Raw genomic sequence first — 24978 nt, 5'->3', positions numbered from 1 at the left:
TTGTATGGCTATTAAAAAAAATGCTCCGCACAAGGCGGGAAAAGCGGCTCCTAAAAAGGCCGCACAAAAAAAAGCGGCTAAACCTGCAGCCAAGCCCTCTTCAAAGGCAGCCAAGCCTGCCGCTAAAAAGCCAGCTCCTAAAAAACCAGCCCCCGCGCCGAAAAAAGCGGCCAAGGCTCCTGCAGCTAAAAAGCCTGTAGCTGCCAAACCCGTTGCTAAACATGCTGTGCCGGTTAAAAAGGCTGCACCTGCAAAACCTGCACCTCCTGTAGCAGCAAAGCCTGAAGTAAAACCTGTAGAAGCTAAACCCGTGGAGGCACAAGCCGCTCCGGTAAAAAAACCAGCCGTACAGGGACCTCAGTCGCTGGTTTCTATAAAACCGGTTGCGAAACCGGTTATTAAAAAGGAACCTGAAAAGCCCTCTAAAATTGTCATTCCAAAAACAACTATTAAGAGTGCTGTAAAGTATGAACCCGATTTCACTAAATCCGTATTAGATTCTTCACCTTCTTACGAACAAACTGGACCTACCATGAGATATGCAGATCAAGACCTTGCAGAATTCAGAGAAATTATCAATAAAAAATTAGACGCCGCTAAAAAAGAGTTGGCCTACTTACAGGGGTTGATTACACGTCGTGATGAAGGCGGTGACATGGATGAGGCCCGCTATATGACCATGGAAGATGGTAGTGTGAGCATGGAACGTGAGCAACTGAGCCAGATGGCCAGTCGCCAGATCACCTTTATCGATCACCTGGAGAAAGCATTGATGCGAATCGAAAATAAAACCTACGGTGTTTGCCGTGTTACCGGTAAGCTGATCGATAAGGCTCGTCTTCGTGCAGTGCCTCATGCCACGTTGAGCATTGAAGCCAAACAAATGATCAATAAATAATTACTGATTATTATTTATTTTAGTTCGGCCTCCTGCTATTGCAGGAGGCTTTTGTATTTGCAATGGGCGAAACCATTTTCTGCATTAAAATTCGTTGTACGTTTGCCTGCCTATTATCAAACCAACAGACTCTGATTATGACCATACATTTTGAATATGAAAAAGGACAGGTATTACAGGCGTTACGTTACCATTTCATTAGTCGTCCGGAAATACGTGTCATGATCATATTGGTAAATGTATTTGCAGTGGTCTCACTTGTATTATACATGATGAAAAAGATTACGCCATTTGCTTTTTTGGTGGGGTCGCTTTTATGGATCATACTCATGATAAGTTTTTGGTTTATTCTTCCCATTATGGTCTATCGCAGGGCAGAAACTTTTCGTCACGAGTTCAGTATGAGTTTTGAAAATGAAGGTTTTTCCCTGCAGCATGAAAAAGGTTCACGGGCATGGCCGTGGAAAGCATTAAGCCATTTTATTGAAAGCCCGCATTTCTTTCACCTGTATTTTGATAGCCGTTCTTTTTTTCTGGTACCCAAAAGCGGCTTTCGTGATAAAGATGAAATACATGAATTAAGACAATTGCTTAATGCAAAAGCAAAGAAGAAATAAGGACGGCTGAGAGACCGATACTGACGAATGGGATAAAAGCTCAGAGCTCGTATCCGCCGCGGCGGATCGAAGCTTCTTTTATAGTTCTTTTTCCATCACAAAGTGAGGTATCGTTACTTCAATGAATTGATCACCTTTTACTTTGTAGCCTACTTTTTCATAAAACCCGACAGCATTGTTACGTGCATGCATGCGAACAATTTTATAACCCCGGTCGCGGGCAAGATTTTCAGCAAAGTTCATCAAAGCCCTTCCAATGCCCTTACCCTGCAGATCATTGAGTACAGCCATTTGACGTAAGCGTACGACATCTGGTTGTTCCTCTACCAACATGCAGCATCCCAACATTCTGTCTTCTTCAAAAGCGCCGATAAACATATTGTCTTTTTCCTTCTCCAGGTCTTCCTGCGTAAAGCATAACCCTAATGGTTTGCGCAGGATAGCGTCCCGCAGCTTTACCATCTGCATGTATTCAGGAGAACCATAGTCAATAATTTTCAGCGCCATTGATTGTATTGATGTAGTTTGAAGGTTTTCAATTTACAAAGAACTTATAACACGGCCAACGGATATGCTTTATTATTTTAATCGGTTTTAAAATAAATGAAAGCCCTTATTTACTTGTTCTCAGACGTTTAGGGTAAAATTGGAAAAAATTGGCTTTACGATGTTGGTTTACTCAAAAAGTATATTTTTGCACCCATAATAACTAAACTATTACGACATGTCAGACATTGCATCAAGAGTAAAAAAGATCATCATTGACAAATTAGGTGTTGACGAAGCAGAGGTAACAAATGAAGCTTCATTCACAAATGATCTGGGTGCCGATTCATTAGACACCGTGGAACTGATCATGGAATTTGAAAAAGAATTCAATATCTCCATCCCTGATGAGCAGGCTGAAACCATCACTACAGTTGGTCAGGCTGTTTCTTACCTGGAAGAGCATGCTAAATAATGAACCTGGTGCATTTCATCCCGACGACTTCGGGACGAATGATGTTAATGCCTGCTTGCCGCCTGCCTGTCGGCAGACAGGGCAGACAGGTAAATAAATCAAAAACCCGCCTTCTTATCCGATATACTCAGTTGATCTAAGTATTGGAGGAAGGCGGTTTTAATCTTGAACAAGAAATAAGTCATAATAATTAATTAGCGTGACTAATTCTTTCCGAATCAGTTTTGGAACAAATTGTAATTAAGTCCAGTATAATTAGCACATAAAAAGCTGAACAGACTATATGGAACTGAAAAGAGTAGAACTGAAAAGAGTAGTTGTTACAGGAATGGGCGCCCTTACACCCCTTGGTAATTCGGTGGATGATTATTGGTCGGGGTTAATAAATGGTGTTTCGGGTGCTGATATGATCACCCTGTTTGATGCTGCTAAATTTCGTACAAAATTTGCCTGCGAGGTAAAGAATTTTGACCCTGTTCAGTTCCTTGATAAGAAAGAGGCAAGAAAAATCGACCGTTTTACTCAATTAGCGTTAGTTGCCAGCGACCAGGCCATGACAGATGCTGGTTTAAATAAAGAAAACATTAACCCCGATCGTATCGGAGTGGTGTTGGCTTCCGGTATAGGCGGCTTAATTACGTTTCAAAATGAAGTAATGGATTTTGCAAAAGGTGATGGTACCCCCCGCTTTAATCCTTTCTTTATTCCAAAAATGATATTGGATATCGCTGCCGGCCAAATCAGTATGCGTCACAATCTCCGCGGACCCAATTATGCCGTGGTAAGTGCCTGCGCCAGTAGTACGAACGCAATAATTGATGCGCTTACAATATTGCGTCTTGGCAAAGCTGATATTATTGTGACTGGTGGCAGTGAAGCAGTGATTAGCGAAGCTGGTGTCGGCGGTTTTAACGCCATGAAAGCCATGAGCGAAAGAAATGATGATCCCAAAACAGCCAGCCGGCCTTATGACAAGGATAGGGATGGATTTGTTATGGGTGAGGCAGCCGGAGTATTGGTGTTGGAAGAATTGGAACACGCCAAAGCCAGAGGCGCAAAAATCTATTGCGAAGTAGTTGGTGGCGGCGCTACTGCTGATGCTCATCATATTACGGCACCACATCCCGAAGGACTAGGTGCTAAAAACGTAATGCTTGTAGCATTAGAAGATGCTGGTATGAAGCGGGAGGATATTGACTATATCAATACACACGGAACATCAACACCGTTGGGTGATATCGCGGAGACAAAGGCGATTATGGATGTTTTTGGTGATCATGCTTATAGACTGAATATCAGTGCTACTAAAAGTATGACCGGCCATTGCCTGGGAGCTGCCGGTGTTATCGAAGCCATTGCCTGTATCAAGTCAGTAGTTCATGATATGGTTCCCCCAACCATTAATCACTTTACTGATGACCCTGACCTGGATCCAAAGTTGAACTTCACTTTTAACAAAGCACAAAACCGTACGGTGAATGCAGCATTGAGCAACACATTTGGCTTTGGTGGTCATAATGCCTGCGTTATTGTGAAAAAGTTTAAGGATTAATAACTTCTTGATCACGATTATTTTTTATCCGAAATTTTATTGCATATTTTTTTAGACCGGCAAACTTTTCAACAGCTGAATTTTTTTTCGTAGCTTGAATTCCGTGGATTTTATCACTAATCTTTTTAAGAAGCACTCAGGTTCAACCTTTAAAAAAGAGCTAACCAATATTCTGGGATTCAGTCCGAAGAATCTGTCACTTTATAAAACAGCATTGACCCACCGCTCTGTTCGTGAAGGCGCAGATGAAAACAATGAACGCCTTGAATACCTGGGTGACGCTGTGTTGAGTGCCCTGGTCGCCGATTATCTTTTCAAACGTTATCCCTACAAAGAGGAAGGTTTTCTGACCGAAATGCGCAGCAAGATGGTCAATCGCCAGCAGTTAAATGAAATAGCGGTACGGATGGGCCTCAAAAAAATTACCCTGTATAATAAGATGGATGGGTCGCTGAAAGTGAGCCAGATATTTGGAAATACCCTCGAGGCCATGGTAGGCGCAGTATATCTTGATCTTGGATATAAGAAAACAGCAAAATGGGTACAGGAGTACATCCTTCTTCCACATATGTTTATGGATGATTTGGAAAACCTGGAGATCAACCATAAGAACAAGCTGTATGGCTGGGCTAACAAAAACGGGAAGGTGCTGGAATTTGAAACCATCAACGAGCAGTTGGAGAATGGACGGCGCCTATTTACCGTCGCCGCAGTGATTGATGGTAAACAAATAGCAGAGGGAAAAGCTTTCAATAAAAAAGACGCCTCGCAAATTGCAGCCCAGGCAGCCGTTGAAAAATTAGGGATCGTGAATGCAGACACACAAATCGAAGAAAGTGGTATCGGCAGAACCGCCTGATGTAGTCTTTCCTTTATTTTCTTTCCATACATAGTTCGATCAAGACCCCATTGGTATGTTTGGGGTGTAAAAAGCAAACCAACTTATTGTCCGCACCCGCTTTAGGTTTTTCGTTGAGCAAAACAAAACCTTCATTTTGAAGTCTTTTCATTTCGGCTTCGATATCCGCTACTTCAAAGGCAAGATGATGTGTCCCTTCGCCCTTTTTTTCAATAAAGCGGGATATCACGCCTTCTGCATCGGTGCTTTCCAGTAATTCGATCTTTGCATCGCCGGTTTTAAAAAAAGCCGTGTTTACCTTTTCACTCTCTACCAATTCAGTTTTATAGCAGTTGGTATTCAGCAATTTTTCAAATAATGGCACTGATACGGCCAGGCTTTTTACTGCGATACCGATATGTTCTACTTTTTGCATGTGACAAAGGTTAAAAGAATGATTGATAGTGTTAAAGATAAAAATTTATAGCATGGCTGATGTGAATGCGACAAGCTACAGCGGCTTTGAAATAGAACCTTTTGAGCTATTTTTGTGTTAAGTACAAGGAGCAAAAGCTATGGTGAAATTGCCTGTATATCTTGATCATAATGCCACTACACCCTGTGATCAACGGGTGGTAGATGCCATGCTCCCTTACTTTACTCAATTATTCGGTAATGCAGCCAGCAAAACTCATCAGCTAGGATGGGCAGCTGAGCAGGCCGTGGAAGATGCCCGTGAACAAGTGGCTAAACTGGTAGGCGCCGGATCGAAAGAAATCGTTTTTACTTCCGGGGCCACTGAGGCAGATAACCTGGCGTTGAAAGGTGTTTTTGAAATGTATGCCGGAAAAGGCAATCATATCATCACCACCAATATTGAACACAAAGCAGTTCTTGACACTTGTTATCATATCGAAAAACGGGGCGGTGATGTCACTTACCTCGCCGTAAAGAATAATGGATTGATTGACCTTGAGGAGTTGGAGGCCGCTATCAGGCCGACTACCATTCTTATTGCTATCATGTATGCTAATAACGAGATAGGCACTATAATGCCCATCAAAGAAATTGGCGCAATAGCCAAAAGAAAGGGGATAATCTTTTTTAGCGATGCTACCCAGGCGGTTGGTAAATTACCGGTCAATGTGATGGAAGATGGGATCGACCTCATGGCGTTTTCAGCGCATAAACTGTATGGACCAAAGGGCACAGGGGCATTATACATCCGGAGAAAAAATCCCCGGGTAAAATTGACAGCGCAGATCCATGGTGGGGGGCATGAAAAAGGAGTGAGAAGCGGCACCCTGAATGTGCCGGGCATTGTCGGTTTTGGCAAGGCTTGTGAAATTTGTAGAAATGAGATGAGAGAAGAATCTGCAAGACTGGCAAAATTGAGAGACCGGCTTCAATCGGCGTTACTAAAGATTAAAGGGGCAACCGTTAATGGCGATATGAAAAACAGGCTTCCACACGTTACTAATATGTCGTTTCGTTATATGGATGGTGAGTTGTTGATGATGGGCCTGAATAAAAACATTGCGTTGTCATCGGGTTCAGCTTGTACATCGGCGGTGATGGAGCCTTCTTATGTATTGAAAGCATTGGGTGTGGATGATGAATTGGCTTATGGTTCATTGCGTTTTAGCCTGGGACGACATACAACAGAGGAAGAAATAGATTATGCCATTGAGCAGGTGACAAGCACGGTAAACAAATTAAGAGCAGAATCAATGGCAGGAAAATTATAGTAAAAAATAAATTGATGAGCTATAGTCTAAACAAATTTACCTGTGGCTTATTCAGCGTTTAAAATTTCAAAATATGAGTGTATCATTAGATAATGGCATACATGTAAGCGATAAAGCAAAAGAAAGAATCAAAGAGCTTTTGAAAGAAGGCGGAAGAGGGGATGACCCATCGTACTTTCTGCGTGTAAGCGTAGTTGGCGGCGGTTGCTCTGGCTTAAGTTATAAAATGGATTTTGATAACGTGCAAAAACCATCCGACCAGGTTTTTGAAGACAATGGCGTAAAAGTCGTAACCGATCTGAAAAGCTTTTTATATTTAGTAAACACGACGCTTGACTTTTCCGATGGTTTGAATGGGAAAGGTTTTTTCTTTAATAATCCAAATGCAAGCCGCACCTGTGGCTGCGGTGAGAGCTTCGCAGTATAGAGTCTTTTTATAATGAATTAAGCCTCCCTTTATCGAGGGAGGCTTTTATTTTTATTGAATTTGTTTGGGTGCTTTTGCCGGTGTTGGCGGTTTAGGCGGTGGCGGTGGAGCGGTGTTCATCTCTCCATCTTTTACAATCCCTGTTGGGTCAGATTTTGCAACTCCTTTTTTCAAATGTTTGGTTCCTGGTTTCGCTGGCGGTGGTGGTGGCGCGGGAACTGCAGCGGCCACTTCTTCATCAGGCATGATAGGGGGAGCTATGGCTTCTGTTTTTTCAACTACTGCCGGAACTGGTGGCGGCGGCGGCGGTGGAGGAAGTTTCTTGTTTTGTGCCTGTGCTATCCCAACAATGCAAACCAGGCAAACGGGTAATAATATCTTCTTCATAAATTGGTTTTAGCATTAGATTCATTAACGCCATTATTCCATATTTTTTAATGCAGGTCTCATCCACCTGCCTCTGTTTTAGTTTTTGCCTTTTCACTTCTCACTTTTGCTTTTTCACTTTCTGATATTCTATTCGCTACTGATGGCTCACCTTTTTGCCTTATTTTGCAATATCTATGTGGTCCATTTGTAAAAAAGAACTCCGGCAGTTTTTCAGCAGTCTCACCGGCTATATTGCTATTATTGTTTTCCTGTTAGTGAATGGATTGATGCTTTTTGTCTTCAAGGATAATATTCTTGAGTTTGGCTACGCTACACTTGATCGCTTTTTTCAATTAGCGCCATGGATATTACTGTTACTGATTCCGGCCATAACCATGCGAAGTTTTGCTGACGAGTTTAAGGGGGGCACATTCGAGATCTTACAGACAAGACCATTGACCCGCTGGCAAATAGTGGGCGGCAAATACCTCGGCAGCCTGGTAGTTGTATTGATAGCCCTGCTACCAACCATAGTATATATTTTTTCGATTCAGTCACTTTCATCCAACGATGGAATTGATATGGGAGCTACAATAGGTTCTTATATCGGGTTGTTCTTCCTGGCGGCTGTTTTTACTGCCATCGGTATTGGTGTGAGCAGTTTCACCAATAATGCCGTAGTCGCATTTATTATTAGCCTTATTGCCTGTGGGTTGTTGTACTATGGGTTTAGTGCCATCAGCCAGCTTGCTACATTAGAAGGAGGGGCGGATTATTATATTGAAATGCTGGGTATCGATTTTCATTATCGCAGCATCAGCCGCGGTGTTATTGACACCAGGGACCTGGTCTATTTCCTGAGTATGATTTTTTTATTTCTGACGATAACAGACCGTAATCTTTTAAAGCGATAAGGGGATAAAATTTCCAGCTACGAAAACAAGAAAAAATGAAAAACCTTTTCGATAAAATATTGGCTTCAAAACTCGGCTGGCTCTGGCTTTTATTAGTCTTGTTTTTGATAAACTTTCTCGCTTCAGCATTTCACTCCCGCATTGACCTTACCAAAGAAAAGCGATATACGTTGAGCAAGGCCACCAGGAATTTGCTGGTAGCCCTGGATGATAAGGTACAGATAGATGTTTTTTTGAAAGGCGAATTTCCGGCAGGCTTTAGAAAACTGGCCAATAGCACGGATGAATTCCTGCAATTATTAAAAGATCGCAACGGTTCTAAAATAAGTTATCGCTTTATTTCACCGGAAGAAAAGATGCCGGGTTCAGAGGTTTCTTATGGTGATTCGCTGATCAATCTTGGAGCGACACCTATCAACCTGACCGTTCAAAAAAAGACAGGAGAAAGTAGCAATATAGTTTTCCCGGTAGCATTGATGCAGTATAAAGGGAAACAGTCACTGGTGAACCTGTATCCCGGCGCCAGCGGCAGAATTTCACAGGAAGAAATAAACAGCGCAGAAGCGTTAATGGAATACCAGTTTGCAAAAGCTCTTGATAAAATTTCTCAGGAAGGCAAACCGGGTATTGCCTATAGCGTTGGGAATGGTGAAGTTTCTAATGAAAGATCTTATGATTTAACGCAGACTCTTAGACAAGATTACCAGTTTGGCACTCTCAACCTTCACTTACCAGGTCCAATACCCACTGGTGTTGATGTGTTGATGATCGTAAAACCAAGTCAAACTTTTACCGAGGAAGAGAAGTTTAAAATAGATCAGTTTGTAATGAATGGCGGCAAGCTGCTTTGTTTTATCGATAATCTTTTTGCAGAACAGGATAGTCTCGCTTTTAAACCAGAGACTATTGCTTATGACAGGAATCTGAACTTAACTGATCTTTTCTTTCGCTACGGCCTTCGGATCAATACTGACCTGGTAATGGATCTGCAATGTGATATGATTCCCTTTGTTGTTGGCGGATCGGCGGAAAATCCGCAGTATGAATTTTTACATTGGAATTACTTCCCTTTATTTACGCCTGCTGGTGCTCAATCATTAAACAAAAACCTTGGCTATATCGCCAGTCGTTTTGCTAATTCAATCGATACGATCAAAGTGGAGAATATCAGCAAAACGCCGTTGCTTGTTTCATCAGCCAATTCACGATCCATCAGCACACCTGCCCTGATCAGTCTGAATGAAAATAAGAACACTCCTGAAGATGAAAAATTCAAACGCAATGCTATTCCGGTGGCAATGATGCTGGAGGGAAAATTTACCTCGTTGTATAAGAACAGGGCAACAAAAGCACAGCTCGATAGTTTATCGCAGCATGGCGGACAGTTTGTTCCGTTGTCACAGGACAATAAAATGATCGTTGTTGCAGATGGTGATATTGTTTTGAATGATTTTATTCCCGGCGGCGGACCTAATAGCCAGCCGATACCATTGCCAATGGGTTGGAATAAATATACCTATGGGGAATACCAAAAACAATCTGAATATGGCAAACTGTTCATACCTGTAGCCAACCGGGAGTTTTTATTGAATTGTATTGAATACCTGGTGAATGATCCTGCTATAAGTCAAACAAGAAATAAAGATATTGTTCTCCGTCTCCTTGATTCAAAAAAAGTGCAGGAGAAAAAAGCATTCTGGCAATTTATAAACATCGTCTTACCCGTTCTGCTGGTTATTCTCGCCGGTTTCATTTATCAACAGACAAGAAAAAGAAAATACGCATCATAAAGAAGAGGTTTACCTGTATTCTGTTCCTCATCGCTTGCGCCTTTCCGCTATCTTTGTCGTTTAATTTTTGCAAGAAGTATGACATCGGACCAGTTATCTTATCTCGTTTTTGGAATTGTATTGGCCTTGGCGATTTTCATTGACCTCGGTGTGTTTACCAAAAAAGAAGCCACTATCTCTCTGAAAAATGCATTATGGACCAGTATTTTCTGGATTGCTCTGGGACTTGGCTTTGGAGTTTTTGTTTGGTTTGAGCAAGGACAAACCTCCGCTCTTGAGTACTATAGCGCCTACCTGATGGAAAAGAGTTTAAGCATCGATAATATTTTTGTATTCGTCCTGATTTTTTCCGCTTTTGGTGTAAAGGAAAAATTTTATGGAAGGGTCTTGTTTTTAGGTGTATTGATGGCTATCGTTTTTCGTATCATCTTTATTACTGTAGGTGTGGCCCTGGTAGATAAGTTTTATTGGATACTTTATATTTTCGGAGTTTTTCTGGTATATACCGGCTATAAAATGTTTGCTGCAAATCATGAAGAAGAGTTTAACCCGCATAAAAGCAAAGTATACAAGTTCATGAAAAATTTTTTACCACTTGTTCCTCATGATGGCAATGGTAAATACATAATCAGGGAAAACGGGAAGCCTGCTTATACTACTTTATTTGTGGTAGTGATCATGCTGGCTGCCATTGATGTCGTTTTTGCAGTGGATTCTATCCCTGCTGTAATGGGTATATCAAGAGATAAGCTGGTGATCTATACTTCCAATATTTTTGCTGTGCTGGGTTTACGTTCTTTATTCTTTTTATTAAGAGGGGCAGTTAGCAAGTTCGATTACCTGCAGCAGGGTATTGCCATTGTGCTGGTATTTATCGGCTTGAAAATGCTGGGCGAACATTGGATCAACCAGGCGGTTGATAAAACAATACAGGTATTTATTTCACTGGGTGTGATCATGGTTTGTATTGCGGGCGCCATTTTTTATTCCATTTTCATGACTAAAAAAGGCCTGCCAGAAGATTTTGAAGATAAAAGTATAAGATAAAAATATTGCAGGGTCTTCTTCTGATTAATTTGATGATGCTTGAAATATTCATTAGCTCATATAGCCGGTATCCTTGGCGCCAATGCAGTTGTTGCAGATACTATTATTGAACAGCTCTTGCTTGACAGCCGTAAAGTGTATTCACCAGCCACTTCTTTATTTTTTGCTTTAAAAGGACCAAGACGGGATGGTCACCAGTTCATACCAGATCTATACAAAAAAGGCCTTCGCAGTTTTGTTGTTAGTGAACAATCTGAACTGGCTAACTATCCCGCAGCGAACTTTCTTGTTGTACCAGATACCCTGGCGGCCCTGCAGCAATTGGCCATCCATCATCGGAAACGTTTTGACATACCGGTGATAGGTATTACCGGCAGTAACGGGAAGACGATCGTAAAAGAGTGGCTCTGCCAACTCTTACACCAGGACTATCACATCGTCCGAAACCCTAAAAGTTATAATTCACAGATCGGAGTTCCGCTAAGTGTGTGGCAAATGGAAGAACAACACACACTGGGCATTTTTGAGGCAGGCATTTCATTACCCGGCGAAATGGAATCATTGGAAAAAATCATTCAACCGACGATTGGAATTTTAACCAATATCGGTGAGGCGCATAACGAAGGATTTGCTGATAAAAAACAAAAGCTGGTAGAGAAACTTCAACTCTTCCGGCATTGCCAGTTGATCATTGCACGGGAAAAAGATGTGGAGAACGAAAAAGCGTTGATCAGCTCTTTTGAAACTAATCCACGACTCCTGACATGGGGCTTTTCAACCACCTGCGATCTGACAGTAAAGCATATTGAAAAAGAAGAAGCCTATACAACTATTACTGTTTGCCCGGGCTCATCCGATATATCTTTTGTTATTCCCTTTACAGATGACGCATCGATAGAAAATGCTATCACCTGTTTTTTTGCTTTATTGCAATTGGGAGTAGAGCAAAGTGTTATTTCAAACCGAATGAAGCAACTTCAACCCGTTAACATGCGGTTGGAATTAAAAAAGGGCATTAATCATTGCATTATTATCAATGACAGTTATAGTGCGGATATCGACTCGCTTGAGATTGCGTTGAATTTTTTAGATCAGCAAAAAAGCTTTTCGAAAAAGACGGTCATTCTCTCGGATGTTTTACAAACCGCCAGGTTGGATGAGCAATTATATCCTTATATCATTGATCGATTGAAAAAACACCAGGTAAGCCGGCTGATAGGTATCGGAGAACATATGGCTGAAACATTGCGGCATGTCCCTGCAGATGAAGGATTCATCATAGAATTGTTTTCTTCAACTGAAAGCTATCTTCAACAGTTCCGTTCTTCGCAGTTTAGAGAGGAGGTTGTTCTAATAAAAGGAGCCAGGATATTTGGCTTCGAGCAAATTGTACAATTGCTGGAACAGAAGGTACATCAAACTGTGCTGGAGATTAACCTTAATGCGATTGTGCACAATGTAAAAGCCTATCAAAAAAACCTGAAGCCGTCTATTAAAATGATGGCGATGGTAAAGGCTTTTGCATACGGAAGCGGCGGTGCAGAGATTGCAGGGATTTTGCAATACCAGAATATCGACTATCTTGGAGTTGCCTATGCCGATGAAGGGGTAGAGTTGCGTAAAGCTGGAATTGTGTTACCTATCATGGTCATGAATCCCGAGGAGTCTGCTTTTGATTCGATAGCCGGATACAATCTTGAACCCGATATTTATTCGTTTGACCTGCTGCACTCCTTTGAAAACTTTTTGCTGAATGAAGGAATTCAGCGCTACCCGGTTCACATAGAAATAGAGACAGGAATGAACCGGTTGGGATTTGCCATCGATGAAATAACGCAACTGGCAACACATCTTGGATCAACATCATTGCTAAAAGTGCAAACGGTCTTTTCTCATCTTGCGGCCAGCGAAGATCCACAACAAGATGCTTTTACTTCACAGCAGCTCGATGAGTACAAACATGCCGTTAGTCAATTAAAAGAAAAGATCAGCTATCCCTTTTTACAGCATATCAGTAATTCGGCTGGTATTTTCAGGCGCCCCGAACTTCATCTTGATATGGTCCGGCTGGGGATCGGTATGTACGGGGTAGATAGTGCTGTTGATCACCAGTCGTTGTTGCAACCTGTGGCTACATTAAAAACAACGATAGCGCAATTGAAACATTTGAGAAAAGGAGAATCAGTTGGTTATAATCGCCGGGGTATTGTACAACGGGATTCAGTGATAGCCACCGTCCGCATCGGATATGCTGATGGGTATTCAAGAAAGCTCGGAAATGGCAACGGTAAAATGTTGGTGAAAGGAAAACTGGTACCAGTTATTGGCAGCATTTGCATGGATATGACGATGATCGACGTAACAGGCATATCTCCTATACAGGAAGGCGATGAAGTGATCATTTTTGGAAAAGAATTACCCGTTCAGCATTTGGCCGAATGGGCCGGAACCATTCCCTATGAAATCATGACGGGCATTTCGCAGCGGGTAAAACGGGTTTATTATGAAGAATAAATAAGAAAATCATAAAAAATAAAATCCCTTTCCCTCACTTAGCCCTCGCTATACCCCTCTCGCTATATATCCATTATATTTGCTGATTAAAAACTTAGCAGTGAAGCTTAGAAATACGGTTCTGATTATTGCCCTTATTATTATTGCTGACCAGGCCCTGAAAATATGGATTAAAACGAGCTTTCCTTTTGGCCATGTTATTGATGTAATGGGTATTCCCTGGTTCAAGCTTTATTTTATTGAAAATAAAGGAATGGCCTGGGGCTGGGAATTTGGCGGTGAATGGGGCAAAATGATCCTGACGCTTTTTCGCTTAGGCGCAGTGATCTTTGGAACCTGGTATCTTGGCAAAATTGTTAAGAAGAAGTACAACCGGGGTTTTATTATTTGCGCAGCCCTTATCTATGCAGGTGCCCTGGGCAACCTGATCGATAGCATGTTTTACGGGTTGATATTTGAAGACAGCTCGTATTCTCATGTAGCTAAAATGTTTCCGCCGCAGGGATATGCCGGCTTCTTACACGGAAGGGTTGTCGATATGCTATACTTTCCTATTATCAAATCGAATTTTCCTTCCTGGCTGCCTGTTGTAGGCGGTGACGATTTTGAATTTTTTAGCCCGATCTTTAATATAGCCGATGCTTCTATTTCAATTGGTGTGATTACCTTATTTGTGTTTCAAAAAAAGTTCTTCAAAAAACATCATGAAGAAGAGAAACATCCAACTGTTGAAACCAGTACGGAAGTAAGTGATAAAATGCAGGTGCTTTAGAACCCTCACCCTTCTTTTCCCTCTCCCAAGGAGAGGGAACGGTGCTGCAATGCAAATCTAAACTTCATAGCTACCACCTCAGCTTTATATCTCTCCTCAACATTTTCGGAGTTTCTTATTATTACCAGTATCTCCGAAAAGCGAGGGCTGTGCTTGGTTCCTCTCCTTTGGAGAGGTCAGGTGAGGTCCCATTCATCATTTTCGAAGACTCCGATTGTTTGGAGAGTCTCCGAAAAGCAAGGGTTGTGAGTGGGTGGTTTCCCCCTAATGGGGGAAGTCGGAAGGGGGCTGGGCCTCTATTCATAATTGGAGAACCAGTCTTTTCCTTCAGGCTCTACCTCTTTTACTCTCTTCAGCCGGGGCGTCAATGCTCTCACCACAGTTTTGTATGCATTGACCATAGGATGAACCCGGATACGACCTGGAATTTTTGAATCGTTTGAAAGCAGAGCTTTCAGTCTTGGCGAAGGATCACCATTTTTTGCTTCTGATACGGCTTTTTCAATAGCCTTTAACGGGTAAGCCGAATAATAAAAGGAGGGTTTAATGTTGTTTTTCATAAGGTTGGATTGTAGTAAATTTTCGACTAGAAAGATAGTCAGGAAACCACCTAATTTACAAGCACAGCCAGATAAAAAAAGAGAAGAACCAGCAGTTCTTCTCTTTTTACGATAGAAAATATACTATTGTTTTAATTCAATTTTCCAACCATATTGGCCGGTACCACCCATTCATCAAACTCCTTTGGTGTCAGGTAGCCCAGTTTCACCGCCATTTCTTTTAGTGTGGTTCCTTCTTTGTGTGCTTTTTGAGCAATCTCCGCCGCTTTGTAGTAGCCGATCTTCGTATTTAATGAAGTAACCAGCATCAGAGAATTGTCAACGTGCTTTTTGATATTAGCGGCAATGGGTTCTATTCCTTCGGCACATTTATCATTAAAGCTGACACAACCGTCGCCAATCAATCTTGCGCTATGCAGGAAATTATAGATCATCACCGGCTTGAATACATTTAATTCAAAATGGCCGTTGCTGCCACCTACACTGATGGCCACGTCATTACCGATTACCTGAGCAGCGATCATCGTCAGTGCTTCACATTGTGTTGGGTTCACCTTACCGGGCATGATAGAAGAGCCCGGTTCATTATCCGGGATAAACAGTTCGCCAATGCCGCTTCTTGGTCCTGAAGATAGCATGCGAATATCGTTGGCGATCTTCATGAGGCTCACTGCCACCATCTTCAAGGCGCCGTGTGCTTCTACAATCGCATCATGTGCAGCAAGAGCTTCAAATTTATTGTCGGCTGTTTTAAAAGGAAGCCTGGTAAGTTTAGCAATTTGTTTGGCCACGTTTGCAGCATAGTTTGGCGGTGTATTAATGCCGGTACCTACTGCAGTTCCTCCCAGCGCCAGTTCACTCAAATGCGCCAGTGAATTGTTGATTGCTTTTAATCCGTGATCGAGTTGTGAAACATAACCGCTGAACTCCTGGCCTACAGTTAGTGGAGTAGCATCCATGAAGTGGGTGCGGCCGATCTTCACTACTTTCATATATTTTTTACTCTTCTTCGCCAGTGTATCACGAAGTTTTTTGATGCCGGGAATCGTAGTCTCCACCAAAATTTTATAAGCGGCAATATGCATTGCTGTGGGGAATGTATCGTTCGATGATTGTGATTTATTGACATCATCGTTAGGGTGCAGGAATTTTTCTTTATCGGTAAGTTTACCGCCTTTCAACACATGACCGCGGTAAGCGACCACCTCGTTTACATTCATATTGCTTTGAGTACCGCTACCTGTTTGCCAAACCACGAGCGGAAAATAATCATCCAGTTTTCCATCCAGTATTTCATCACATACTTTACCGATCAGGGCAGCTTTATTTTTTGCCAATACACCAGCTTCCTGGTTAGTAATGGCCGCCGCTTTTTTCAGATAAGCAAAGGCACGGATGATTTCTTTCGGCATTTTATTGATATCCTGTGCAATCCTGAAATTGTCGATGCTGCGTTGTGTTTGTGCGCCATAATAGGCGTTGGCCGGCACTTTCACTTCGCCCATGGTGTCTTTTTCTATACGATAATCCATACAATACAATTTTGTGCCGCAAATGTAGGTAATTAGTAAGTTTAAGCGTTTTAGACAAGCTGACCAACGATTGTTATTGAGAGGACCAATAAAAAAATCTTTCAAGTTTTACCGGATCATTGCAATTTTGATGACTCAAATAAAAATAGCTATGCAAAGAATATCCCCCTTAATCAGTGCAACAGAATTGGCCTCATTGATATCAAATGAAAATCTTGTTTTGATTGATGCAAGGACAGGGCCTGGGATAAAGGAAAAATATAACGGGCAGCATTTGAAGGGAGCTTTATTTGTGGATTTGGAAAAAGATCTGTCTGAAAAAAAAGATCCTGCAAATGGGGGCCGTCATCCATTACCGGCAGTAAAAGATTTTACAGCTTTGCTCGGACAATTGGGTATTGATAAAGCAAGCCATGTAGTAGTTTATGATGATAAAAGCGGCGCCAATGCTGCCGCTCGTTTTTGGTGGATGATGAGAGCCGTTGGACATGAAAAGGTTCAGGTGCTGGATGGCGGATTACAGGCTGCACAAAACGCCGGCCTGCCGATAACTGACGAAGCGTCAAAAGCAAGAACAAGATCGGCTTATCCTGCGATTGAATGGGTATTACCGACCGTTGATATCAATACCGTTGCAAACGCAGTACAAGACCCCGGCTACAAAGTGGTCGATGTAAGAGAAGCATTCCGGTATCGCGGCGAAAGCGAACCAATCGACACCGTTGCAGGTCATATTCCGGGAGCGGTCAATATCCCTTATGCCGGCAACCTGGATGCAAATGGAAATTTCCTTTCACCGGGAGAATTAGCAACAAAATATAAAGAAGCTCTTGGCAACAAGGAGTCCAAACAGGTGATTGTTCACTGCGGATCAGGCGTTACTGCCTGTCATACGCTGTTGGCCATGGATCATGCCGGGCTTGGGATGGCTTCGTTATATGTGGGTTCCTGGAGTGAATGGTCGAGGAATGACCTGCCGGTAGCAATGGGTGAATAAGTCTGAATATAAGATGATCATTTGAGCAAACCGTTCACCAGGGACGCCCAACTATTACTTGGAAACAATAATTATCAGCTTTAATATTAACTTGGTCTTCCATTTGTGTTTCTTGAAAAAAAGAAAATGCGACCAATAGGGTCAGCATTGTTTGATAAGTAACCTGCCCAGGAAACTTTCATACCATTTTGAAATACTAATCCCTCTTTTTATTTCCTGCCGGATTGATCACTCTGCCGGTATCCTTTCTAAAACAACAAAGGTTAAGCAGTAGCAAAAAACAATGGTTATTTCATCACCATTAAATCTTTGTTATGAAAAGAAAATTTTACCCGGCTTTTATTCTCTACTTATCATCCTTTTTTTCTGCAACTGGATTTGGCCAGGGTATTTTCCAGATTTGGGGTATGACCTCGCAAGGTGGCGTCGATGAAATCGGTGTGATATTTAAAACTGATGGAAAGGGAAAACATCTAAAGCCGGTCTACAATTTTCCTGTTACGAATGAAGGTGCTACAGCCATGTACAACAAGTTGACTGAATACAATGGGAAATTTTACGCCATGACGTCGCAGGGAGGTAAACATAATACGGGTGTAATTTTTGAATGGGATCCCCTGACGAATATTTATATAAAGAAGTACGACTTTGAACTGGCCAATGGCATCAACCCGCATGGCAGTTTTGCTGTGTTAAACAACAAATTCTATGGAATGACTTTGTTTGGCGGCGCTAATGACAAGGGAGTGATTTTTGAATGGGATCCGGCTAGCAATATCTATACGAAGAAATATGATTTTGATGGAGCAAATGGCAGCAATCCCTACGGCGGACTCGTTTACGAAGACGGTAAGTTTTATGGGATGACGCATGATGGTGGCACCAATGATAAAGGAGTCATTTTTGAATGGGATCCCGCAAGCAATATATATACGAAGAAGTATGATTTTGACGAAGCCAATGGAAGTAATCCTTATGGCGATCTTGCTATCAAGGATGGCAAATTTTATGGAATGACTTATTCAGGTGGGATTAATAATTTCGGTGTTTTTTTTGAATGGGATGTTAATTCAAATATTTACTCTAAAAAATATGATCTTAATAGCACTTCAGGTGGCAGGCCCTATGGTAGCCTTATCTTGGTTAATAACAGATTCTATGGAATGACAAGCCGGGGTGGCGCTGGCCATTATGGTGTTATTTTCGAATGGGAGCCAATTACGAATGCTTTCACCAAAAGACTTGAGTTTGGCGACATTTGGGGGAGTCCTCGTGGGAGTCTTTTGTATCATAATGGAAAACTTTATGGATGTACCAGCCCCGAGTTCCGGCCAAAAGGATTTTTTTGGGGTCATCTTTTCGAGTTTGACCTTGCCACAAATGTTTATACTGAAAAATACGTTTTTACCAGGCAAGGGCCAATGACCGAAATCGATAATGTTTACGATGGCGACAAATCTTATAGTACACTTGTTGAAAAAAATGGCAAATTGTACGGTATGACATCCGTCGGCGGCGCCAGTGATAATGGTGTGATATTCGAATTTGACCTGGAAGCAGGCGTATACAAGAAGAAGATAAATTTTAATGCGCATGAAAATGGCTCCGCCGTTAACAGTCTTGTGTTTCATGAAAACCATTTATTTGGAGTTACTGAAAATGGAGGATTTGACGGTCTTGGAGTAATTTTTGAATGGGATTTTGCAACAAAAAGCTTTAATAAAAAATATCAGTTCGATGGTATTACGGGAGCCACCTCTACTGCTTCAAATAGCCGTTATCCAAAAGGTAAATTGACTCCTTACAACGGAAAGCTGTATGGAGCTACCTCGTACTCTCTGGCCCCAGTCAGTTTTACTGATCATATTTTCGGTTGGAATTTTACCACTAACCAATTCGAACAATTTCAACTCGGCGGGAACTTTGGAATATTAACACGTGGAAATCTTGTAGAAAGCGGCGGTAAGTTGTATGGAACTCACGGGTACGGCGGAGGACCGTCAATTTTTGAATATGATCTGGCTTTGCAGCAAACAACACTTCTGCCCGCTCCTGTCAGTTCAGATAATGAACTTGTTGAAAATGATGGCAAGTTGTATGGAGTGGATACCCGGATCTCTGAATGGGATATCGCCAACAGTTTGTTTACAGTAAAACATGATTTTGTAGCATCAACGGGTACCAATCCTGTTGGCGCCATGTTACTTTATAAGGATAGATATTATGGGATGACTGATGCAGGTGGTGCAAACAACCTGGGTGTCATTTTTGAATGGGACCTTGTGTCCAACACTTACGTTAAAAAATATGATTTTAACAGCGATGATGGTGGTAACCCGGTCGGTTGCCTGGTAGAAAATAATGGAAAGATGTATGGTATGACCCGTAATGGCGGTAGCCTTGGTCTTGGAACGATATTCGAATGGAACCCTGTAAACAATAACTATAAGAAGCAATCAGAATTTAATGGTGTAAATGGCAGGAATCCGCTGAAAAAAAACAGGTTAACATTAGTTCCCGTATCCGTTGCTGCCGGTACACCCGGCACTTGCAACAGTTATGCACCAGTTGCTGTAGACAATAGCAATCATGATGATTGGGTGCCAATCATGGATGACGACGGCTTGGCTGTCGCCGAGATAAAAGCCAATGGCAATAACCTGGGACTTGTCAATGCTTCGGTATTTGTAAATAACCTCGCCGTGCGGGAAGACGGAACCAAAAGATTATACCTTGACAGGAGCATTACCATTAGGCCCCAGTTTCAGCCTTCCGGTCCGGTTGATGTCCGTCTTTATATCCGCGGTGAAGAGTTCCAGGCTTTGAAGACTGCAGTAAATTCAAGTGGCAAGGGGGCAGGAATTAATACGATTACGGATCTCGGGATTTTTAAAAATGATGATGGCTGTCATTCATCTTTACAAAAAAAAGCAACGCCACTTGTAACACAGGGTGAGGAGTGGATAGACGACTATGTATTGCAAACAAGTGTTACCAGCTTCTCCACTTTTTATTTTGCTAACAAAAGCAGTGCTGCCCTGCCGCTAAATCTGCTGGAGTTTACAGCAAAGCTGGAGGACAATGACGCTTTGTTGCACTGGAAAACCGAAAACGAATTGAATACGCTGGAGTTTAACATTGAAAGAAGCATAGATGGCACACATTTCAACTCAATCGGTAAAGTGGCTGCTGCAAACATTCCCGGCAGCCATGACTATCGCTTTACCGATCCGGGTATAAACAATTCTGGTTTCAATAAAGTGTACTACCGGTTGCAGCAAAAAGATATTGAGGGAAAATTTACCTACTCAAAGATTGTTTCGATTGTATTAAACAACGAAACAAACTATGTAAGACTTTCTCCCAACCCGGCAGACAACCTGCTGCATTTACAGGTGAGATCAGCAACAGGCAATAGAGTGATCTGGAATATCATTAATGTGTCCGGTATCACGGTAATGAAAGGGCAGCGGGCAATAAGCCAGGGCAACAATATAACTGCTATCGACGTAAGCAAATTGTCAAAAGGAATTTACCTGATGTCTGTACAGGGAGATGGGATCAATACTCGAGTTCAATTCGTAAAACAATAAACAAGAGTAACCTGGAATGGCTGTCTGACATTCAACAGCCGAATCAGTGTGGATTAAATCTCATCCGGGAAAGGGAATATTTTTTGTCAAAATTTGGAATTAATGCTACTTTCAAGCTTGCATCTTCCAATACCAATCGGGTAATTCTTCTGTTCGAACGTTTACTGTAAAAAAACCAATCATTTTTCGCGGGGCTCTTTTGTAACGAGTTTACAATGTTCAATTCCTATGTCTTCCCGTAGCAAATTAAAGGCTATAATTTTTGCTCATTTTTAAACCGTTGGTATGAAAATTCTCTACTCTATTCTAACTTCTTTTGTTTTATTTTTTATTATTTCCACATCATCAGCTCAGGGTATTTACCAATTATGGGGAATGACATCGCAGGGAGGAGCCGACGATATCGGCGCTATCTTCCGCACTGATGGACAAGGCGGCAATATTCAGCCAGTTTATTCTTTCCCGAAGACCAACTTAGGAGCTGTTCCCATGTACAATCAACTCACGGAGTATAACGGAAAGTTTTACTCCATGACCTCACAGGGAGGTGCAAATAATTTAGGGGTGATCTTTGAGTGGGACCCTGTCACCAATAGGTATATAAAAAAGTATGACTTCGAACTCGCCTCCGGCATCAATCCCCATGGTAGCCTCGTAGTATTGAATAATAAGTTGTATGGAATGACAGTGTTTGGTGGCGCCAACGATAAGGGTGTGATCTTTGAATGGGATCCCGCAACAAATGTGTATACTAAAAAATATGATTTTACTGGGGCGGGTGGCAGCAATCCTTATGGTAGTCTCGTGGCTAGTAACGCAAAATTTTATGGGATGACTTATTCCGGCGGCGTTAATGATAAAGGCGTAATCTTCGAATGGAACCCAGCGACAAATGTGTATACTAAAAAATATGATTTTGATGGCGCCAATGGTAGTAATCCTTATGGGGATTTGGCATTAAAAGGAGGGAAGTTTTACGGGATGACTTTTTTGGGTGGAGCGAATAACTATGGAGTAATATTTGAGTGGAACCCCAATTCCAATAATTATGTAAAGAAATTGGATTTTGACCTTACAAACCAGGGCAAACCATACGGCAGCCTGACATTAGTAAATCAAAAATTTTATGGAATGACCTGGGGCAGGGCGCCGGGGGCAAGAGAAGGAATTATTTTTGAATGGGATCCATCAGGAAACACTTTCATTAAGTTACACGAGTACCAGGGAGCAGACGGAAATTCTCGTGGAAATTTGATATCTCATAGCGGTAAGCTCTATGGAATGAGCAGTTCAGATTATCGAAGTAATGGAAAATACTTTGGTTATTTATTTGAGCTTGATCTTACCACCAATGCTTATACCATTAAATATAGATACACGATTCAGGGCGATAGGGATAACACATTTAGTGGAGAGAATCCCTATGGAAGTTTAGTCATTAAAAACGAAAAAATTTATGGAATGACTTCCGAAGGCGGAAGCAGTGATGATGGCGTCATCTTTGAGTTCGATTTAACTACGAATCAATATGCAAAAAAAATAAATCTAAATGCTCATGACAATGCTTCGCTACCCAATAGCCTTGTATTTCATGAAAATCACTTGTATGGAATTACCAATAAAGGAGGATTTGATGGTTTGGGGACGATCTTTGAGTGGGATTTTGCAACAAACAAAATTGTCGGGAAACATGAGTTTGATGGAAATGCCGGCTTAGAGCAACCTTCAGGCAATACCCGTCATCCAAGTGGAAAACTCACTTTTTTCAATGGTAGTTTTTACGGGCTAAGTTATTATATGTTGGGTGGTGGCGGTCCACACCCTCAGAGTCATATTTTTGAGTGGAATCCGTCTATCAACAATTTTACACAAAAGCTTTATTATGGGAGTTACGGAAATACAGGTAGTTTGACAGCAAGTGGGGATGCCTTATATGGCATTATCAAACCTTCTTTAAACAGGGGTTTGTTTAAATACACTCCGGCATCTAATCAATTTACGTCAGGTTTGGCAAATCAGATAAATAGTTCCGACGGAAATGGGGTAGTCAGCCAAAACGGAAAGCTATACGGAACAAGTAATGGCGGTGCCAACAATGCAGGTTATATATTTGAATACGATCCTGCGACAACAAGCTACGCTGTAAAATTTGATTTGATCGCTGCGTCTGGTAGTACGCCTGTTGGAACAATGCTACTTTACAACGACAAATTTTACGGCATGACCGATGCCGGTGGTATTAATAATATAGGTGTCATTTTCGAATGGGATCCGGCTACAAATATTTACACCAAAAAATATGACTTCAATAGCATCGAGGGAGGTAATCCCATCAGTAGTCTTGTGCTAAACGATGGCAAGTTTTACGGGATGACGAGGAACGGCGGCAGCTTTGGTTTAGGGACAATTTTCGAATGGGATCCTGCTATGAATTTGTATGCAAAAAAATCAGATTTCAATGGAGCCAATGGCAGAAATCCGACTGGTAAGAACGAATTAACACGGGTACCAGTAGAAGTAGCAGGAGGACTGCCCGGTAGTTGCCAGGCTTATGCTCCCGTCACAATTGGCGCTGAAAACAGCAACAAATGGGTACCCATCACCGATGCAAGTGGCCTTGCTGTTGCAGAAATAAATGCCAATGGTAATAACCTGGGTATTGTTACTGCTTTTGTATTTATAAATAATGGTGCTGTAAGAGAAGATGGGACAAAGCGATTATATCTTGACAGGAACATCACCATCACACCACAATTTCAGCCTGCAACACCGGTAGATGTTCGCTTGTACATCCGGGGCGAGGAATTGCTTGCATTAAAAGCTGCGGTTAATTCGAACGGCACGGCATCCGGGATAAACACTATTGCTGACCTGGGTGTTTTCAAAAATGATGACGGGTGCAATCCGTCGCTGCAAAAGAAGGCAGTGTCACTTATTTCCAATGCAGCCAACTGGATAGATGATTATGTACTGCAAACCAGTGTTACCAGTTTTTCTACGTTTTATTTTGCCAATAAATCCAGCACAGCTTTGCCATTGACCTTACTGGAGTTTTCAGGCAAATTGCAAAACAATGATGCGCTACTAAGCTGGAAAACAGAAAATGAATTGAACACACAGGAGTTCATTGTAGAAAGAAGTACGGACGGCACATCCTACGCCGGTGTAGGAGTAGTAGCGGCCGCAAACACAGCGGGAACTCATAACTATAGTTTTGTAGATCCGGCCATCAATGCATATGGCGTCTCCGTTGTTCACTACCGGTTGCTCCAAAAAGATATTGACGGAAAGTCTACGTATTCAAAAGTTATAGCAGTCTCACTGGAAAATAATGCAAGTAAAGTAAAAGTTTACCCAAATCCTGTCGGTAATCAACTGGGCTTACAAATAAGTTCCTCTGCTAATGACAGAGTAGTTTGGAAAATAATTAACATGTCGGGTGTCACGGTAATGAATGGGCAGCGTACGATTGCTGCCGGCGACAATATCGTTGGGCTTGATGTGACGAAATTATCCAGAGGCGTTTATTTGCTCAGTGTGCAGGGTGATAAAATCAATAAGCGAATTCAATTTGTAAAGCAATAATTGCTTTTTTCGAAAAATTGCTGGTTGAGTACAAGATTTATAATAGATTCGTTGTAACATGCTGATGCATTAAGGTACATCCAAAGCGATCAGCAACTGATCGCCTTTTTGATACGTGTTGATCCCGGGTACTTAATTAACTCAAGTTGCTAGTTAATATGTCAAAAAAACTATTTGGTCAACGCAATAGGCTGTTTGGTGTATAAAAAAAGAAGTGAGCATTAATAAAAGATAATTTTGAGTTACCACACGCAAAACTCGATT

Annotated in this window: 20 protein-coding genes; 15 read left to right on the top strand and 5 right to left on the bottom strand. The window is 41.8% G+C overall.

Translation table 11 applies throughout. The features are described 5' to 3' along the window. The first annotated feature begins 4 nt into the window (after positions 1 to 4). Positions 5 to 898 (top strand): TraR/DksA family transcriptional regulator, encoded by an 894-nt coding sequence (locus P2W73_RS16060; protein ID WP_276503094.1) that lies wholly within the window; start codon positions 5 to 7, stop codon positions 896 to 898. A gap of 137 nt (positions 899 to 1035) precedes the next feature. Further along, positions 1036 to 1515 carry a YcxB family protein gene (locus tag P2W73_RS16055; protein ID WP_276503093.1) on the top strand — a complete coding sequence of 160 codons (480 nt, stop codon included), beginning with the start codon at positions 1036 to 1038 and terminating at the stop codon, positions 1513 to 1515. Between the two features lie 78 nt (positions 1516 to 1593). Here the strand turns inward: P2W73_RS16055 and P2W73_RS16050 are convergent, their stop codons facing one another. Beyond that, positions 1594 to 2022 carry a GNAT family N-acetyltransferase gene (locus P2W73_RS16050; protein ID WP_276503092.1) on the bottom strand — a complete coding sequence of 143 codons (429 nt, stop codon included), beginning with the start codon at positions 2020 to 2022 and terminating at the stop codon, positions 1594 to 1596. Positions 2023 to 2239: 217 nt separating this feature from the next. On the opposite strand from P2W73_RS16050, the gene P2W73_RS16045 reads away from it, so the two are divergent. The 3 genes from P2W73_RS16045 (at position 2240) to rnc (ending at position 4887) form a co-directional block, all read left to right on the top strand. Further along, positions 2240 to 2476 carry an acyl carrier protein gene (locus tag P2W73_RS16045; RefSeq protein ID WP_276503091.1) on the top strand — a complete coding sequence of 79 codons (237 nt, stop codon included), beginning with the start codon at positions 2240 to 2242 and terminating at the stop codon, positions 2474 to 2476. Positions 2477 to 2759: 283 nt separating this feature from the next. Then, positions 2760 to 4028 carry a beta-ketoacyl-ACP synthase II gene (gene fabF / locus P2W73_RS16040; RefSeq protein ID WP_276503090.1) on the top strand — a complete coding sequence of 423 codons (1269 nt, stop codon included), beginning with the start codon at positions 2760 to 2762 and terminating at the stop codon, positions 4026 to 4028. Positions 4029 to 4131: 103 nt separating this feature from the next. Then, positions 4132 to 4887: a ribonuclease III gene (gene rnc / locus P2W73_RS16035; RefSeq protein ID WP_276503089.1), complete on the top strand. Its 756-nt coding sequence runs from the start codon at positions 4132 to 4134 to the stop codon at positions 4885 to 4887. A 13-nt stretch (positions 4888 to 4900) separates the two neighbouring features. On the opposite strand, the gene mce is transcribed toward rnc, so the two are convergent. Then, entirely contained in the window at positions 4901 to 5302 is a 402-nt protein-coding gene (mce, locus tag P2W73_RS16030; RefSeq protein ID WP_276503088.1) for a methylmalonyl-CoA epimerase, read from the bottom strand. Between the two features lie 139 nt (positions 5303 to 5441). Between mce and P2W73_RS16025 the strand changes: the two genes are divergently transcribed. Both P2W73_RS16025 and P2W73_RS16020 read left to right on the top strand, forming a co-directional pair. Then, positions 5442 to 6614, top strand: coding sequence for an IscS subfamily cysteine desulfurase (locus P2W73_RS16025; protein ID WP_276503087.1), 1173 nt, complete (start codon positions 5442 to 5444; stop codon positions 6612 to 6614). A 73-nt stretch (positions 6615 to 6687) separates the two neighbouring features. Further along, complete coding sequence (locus P2W73_RS16020; protein ID WP_276503086.1) at positions 6688 to 7041, top strand: HesB/IscA family protein; 354 nt, start codon at positions 6688 to 6690, stop codon at positions 7039 to 7041. A gap of 51 nt (positions 7042 to 7092) precedes the next feature. Here P2W73_RS16020 and P2W73_RS16015 read toward each other — a convergent pair whose 3' ends face one another. Beyond that, positions 7093 to 7428 (bottom strand): hypothetical protein, encoded by a 336-nt coding sequence (locus P2W73_RS16015; RefSeq protein WP_276503085.1) that lies wholly within the window; start codon positions 7426 to 7428, stop codon positions 7093 to 7095. A 176-nt stretch (positions 7429 to 7604) separates the two neighbouring features. On the opposite strand from P2W73_RS16015, the gene gldF reads away from it, so the two are divergent. The 5 genes from gldF to P2W73_RS15990 all read left to right on the top strand — a co-directional run bounded on the left by gldF (position 7605) and on the right by P2W73_RS15990 (position 14447). Further along, positions 7605 to 8324 carry a gliding motility-associated ABC transporter permease subunit GldF gene (gene gldF / locus P2W73_RS16010; RefSeq protein ID WP_276503084.1) on the top strand — a complete coding sequence of 240 codons (720 nt, stop codon included), beginning with the start codon at positions 7605 to 7607 and terminating at the stop codon, positions 8322 to 8324. A 35-nt stretch (positions 8325 to 8359) separates the two neighbouring features. Next, a complete protein-coding gene (gldG, locus tag P2W73_RS16005; protein ID WP_276503083.1) occupies positions 8360 to 10114 on the top strand; it encodes a gliding motility-associated ABC transporter substrate-binding protein GldG in 1755 nt (584 codons plus the stop codon). A 78-nt stretch (positions 10115 to 10192) separates the two neighbouring features. After that, the gene (locus P2W73_RS16000; protein ID WP_276503082.1) at positions 10193 to 11161 is read left to right on the top strand and encodes a TerC/Alx family metal homeostasis membrane protein; all 969 of its coding nucleotides are present in this window, start codon (positions 10193 to 10195) and stop codon (positions 11159 to 11161) included. A gap of 39 nt (positions 11162 to 11200) precedes the next feature. Next, the gene (locus P2W73_RS15995) at positions 11201 to 13675 is read left to right on the top strand and encodes a bifunctional UDP-N-acetylmuramoyl-tripeptide:D-alanyl-D-alanine ligase/alanine racemase (RefSeq protein WP_276503081.1); all 2475 of its coding nucleotides are present in this window, start codon (positions 11201 to 11203) and stop codon (positions 13673 to 13675) included. Between the two features lie 100 nt (positions 13676 to 13775). After that, on the top strand, positions 13776 to 14447 hold the full coding sequence (locus P2W73_RS15990) for a lipoprotein signal peptidase (RefSeq protein ID WP_276503080.1): 672 nt from the start codon (positions 13776 to 13778) through the stop codon (positions 14445 to 14447). Between the two features lie 296 nt (positions 14448 to 14743). Here P2W73_RS15990 and P2W73_RS15985 read toward each other — a convergent pair whose 3' ends face one another. After that, on the bottom strand, positions 14744 to 15007 hold the full coding sequence (locus P2W73_RS15985; protein WP_276503079.1) for a hypothetical protein: 264 nt from the start codon (positions 15005 to 15007) through the stop codon (positions 14744 to 14746). Between the two features lie 131 nt (positions 15008 to 15138). Continuing rightward, entirely contained in the window at positions 15139 to 16539 is a 1401-nt protein-coding gene (gene fumC, locus P2W73_RS15980) for a class II fumarate hydratase (RefSeq protein WP_276503078.1), read from the bottom strand. Positions 16540 to 16690: 151 nt separating this feature from the next. On the opposite strand from fumC, the gene P2W73_RS15975 reads away from it, so the two are divergent. The 3 genes from P2W73_RS15975 to P2W73_RS15965 all read left to right on the top strand — a co-directional run bounded on the left by P2W73_RS15975 (position 16691) and on the right by P2W73_RS15965 (position 24714). Beyond that, a complete protein-coding gene (locus P2W73_RS15975) occupies positions 16691 to 17536 on the top strand; it encodes a sulfurtransferase (RefSeq protein WP_276503077.1) in 846 nt (281 codons plus the stop codon). Positions 17537 to 17850: 314 nt separating this feature from the next. After that, the gene (locus P2W73_RS15970; RefSeq protein WP_276503076.1) at positions 17851 to 21129 is read left to right on the top strand and encodes a choice-of-anchor tandem repeat GloVer-containing protein; all 3279 of its coding nucleotides are present in this window, start codon (positions 17851 to 17853) and stop codon (positions 21127 to 21129) included. A 285-nt stretch (positions 21130 to 21414) separates the two neighbouring features. Next, positions 21415 to 24714 (top strand): choice-of-anchor tandem repeat GloVer-containing protein, encoded by a 3300-nt coding sequence (locus P2W73_RS15965; protein WP_276503075.1) that lies wholly within the window; start codon positions 21415 to 21417, stop codon positions 24712 to 24714. Positions 24715 to 24978: the final 264 nt, after the last annotated feature.

Source organism: Terrimonas pollutisoli (assembly GCF_029360765.1).
In the GTDB taxonomy this organism is placed as follows: domain Bacteria; phylum Bacteroidota; class Bacteroidia; order Chitinophagales; family Chitinophagaceae; genus Terrimonas_B; species Terrimonas_B pollutisoli.
Note: the sequence above shows the minus strand (reverse complement) of the source record. Positions and strands in the feature narration are given on the sequence as shown.

Excerpts from the sequence above, each read along its gene's own strand:
- P2W73_RS16060 (WP_276503094.1), top strand. The coding sequence starts at position 5 with ATGGCTATTAAAAAAAATGCTCCGCACAAGGCGGGAAAAGCGGCTCCT.
- P2W73_RS16055 (WP_276503093.1), top strand. The coding sequence starts at position 1,036 with ATGACCATACATTTTGAATATGAAAAAGGACAGGTATTACAGGCGTTA.
- P2W73_RS16050 (WP_276503092.1), bottom strand. The coding sequence starts at position 2,022 with ATGGCGCTGAAAATTATTGACTATGGTTCTCCTGAATACATGCAGATG.
- P2W73_RS16045 (WP_276503091.1), top strand. The coding sequence starts at position 2,240 with ATGTCAGACATTGCATCAAGAGTAAAAAAGATCATCATTGACAAATTA.
- fabF (WP_276503090.1), top strand. The coding sequence starts at position 2,760 with ATGGAACTGAAAAGAGTAGAACTGAAAAGAGTAGTTGTTACAGGAATG.
- mce (WP_276503088.1), bottom strand. The coding sequence starts at position 5,302 with ATGCAAAAAGTAGAACATATCGGTATCGCAGTAAAAAGCCTGGCCGTA.
- P2W73_RS16025 (WP_276503087.1), top strand. The coding sequence starts at position 5,442 with ATGGTGAAATTGCCTGTATATCTTGATCATAATGCCACTACACCCTGT.
- P2W73_RS16020 (WP_276503086.1), top strand. The coding sequence starts at position 6,688 with ATGAGTGTATCATTAGATAATGGCATACATGTAAGCGATAAAGCAAAA.
- P2W73_RS16015 (WP_276503085.1), bottom strand. The coding sequence starts at position 7,428 with ATGAAGAAGATATTATTACCCGTTTGCCTGGTTTGCATTGTTGGGATA.
- gldF (WP_276503084.1), top strand. The coding sequence starts at position 7,605 with ATGTGGTCCATTTGTAAAAAAGAACTCCGGCAGTTTTTCAGCAGTCTC.
- gldG (WP_276503083.1), top strand. The coding sequence starts at position 8,360 with ATGAAAAACCTTTTCGATAAAATATTGGCTTCAAAACTCGGCTGGCTC.
- P2W73_RS16000 (WP_276503082.1), top strand. The coding sequence starts at position 10,193 with ATGACATCGGACCAGTTATCTTATCTCGTTTTTGGAATTGTATTGGCC.
- P2W73_RS15985 (WP_276503079.1), bottom strand. The coding sequence starts at position 15,007 with ATGAAAAACAACATTAAACCCTCCTTTTATTATTCGGCTTACCCGTTA.
- fumC (WP_276503078.1), bottom strand. The coding sequence starts at position 16,539 with ATGGATTATCGTATAGAAAAAGACACCATGGGCGAAGTGAAAGTGCCG.
- P2W73_RS15975 (WP_276503077.1), top strand. The coding sequence starts at position 16,691 with ATGCAAAGAATATCCCCCTTAATCAGTGCAACAGAATTGGCCTCATTG.
- P2W73_RS15970 (WP_276503076.1), top strand. The coding sequence starts at position 17,851 with ATGAAAAGAAAATTTTACCCGGCTTTTATTCTCTACTTATCATCCTTT.
- P2W73_RS15965 (WP_276503075.1), top strand. The coding sequence starts at position 21,415 with ATGAAAATTCTCTACTCTATTCTAACTTCTTTTGTTTTATTTTTTATT.